We start from the raw sequence: 670 nt of genomic DNA, 5'->3' as shown, positions 1-670 counted from the left end.
TCGGGGACGGGGTCGGCTTGGACGGTGCTGGTGGACAGGCCGGCGGCGAGCAGGCCTGTCAGGGCCAGCACGCGCGCCGCCGGTTTGAGCCGGACTGCAAGGGTCGTCTTGTGGTTCATGGTTCCTCCGCGTGTGTTGTAGGCGCCGCTCACTGCAGGCCGGTGACGCTTTGCATGCGTCCGAGTGCGTCGTAGGTTCGGGTGACCGTGCGCACCAGGGTGCGTGTGGCCGGGTCGGTGCCCTTGTAGTAGCTCTCGCTTGTCCGGTTGCCGGCGTTGTCGAGGTCGTAGTGCTCGCTGTTGCCGTCAGAGCTGCTCACATCAGTGAGCCGGTGGGCGTCGTCGTAGGTGTTGAGCACCCAGCTGCCGTCGGGCTGCGTGACTTGCTTGAGCAGGCCTGTGGCGTAGTAGTCGTAGCTCGTCACCAGCCCGGTGCCACCGCCGGCCGGGGTCTGGGTGAGCTTGCTCAGCCAGCCGCGCAGGTGGTATTCCCGACTCTCGGTGCTGCCGTTGGGCAGCACGGTGGTGAGGACCTGGCCGAGCTTGTTGTACTCGGTGTACTGGGTCCTGAGCGGGCTGGCGGTGCTGGGGCCCTGGGTCACGGTCTTGAGGTCCCCCAGGGTGTGGCCGCGGGCGGCTGCGCCTTCGCCGGTGAAGCTGGTGGCATCCCA

At 67.9% G+C, this 670-nt stretch carries 1 pseudogene; it reads right to left on the bottom strand.

The features are described from left to right. Window positions 1-148 precede the first annotated feature (148 nt). Window positions 149-670, bottom strand: a pseudogene (locus FKP22_RS31640) (hypothetical protein); the annotation flags it as partial.

This window comes from Ideonella azotifigens, from assembly GCF_006519715.1.
Lineage (GTDB): Bacteria > Pseudomonadota > Gammaproteobacteria > Burkholderiales > Burkholderiaceae_C > Ideonella > Ideonella azotifigens.
The sequence above is the reverse complement of the archived record's forward strand: the minus strand, read 5'-3'. Positions and strand labels throughout refer to the sequence as shown.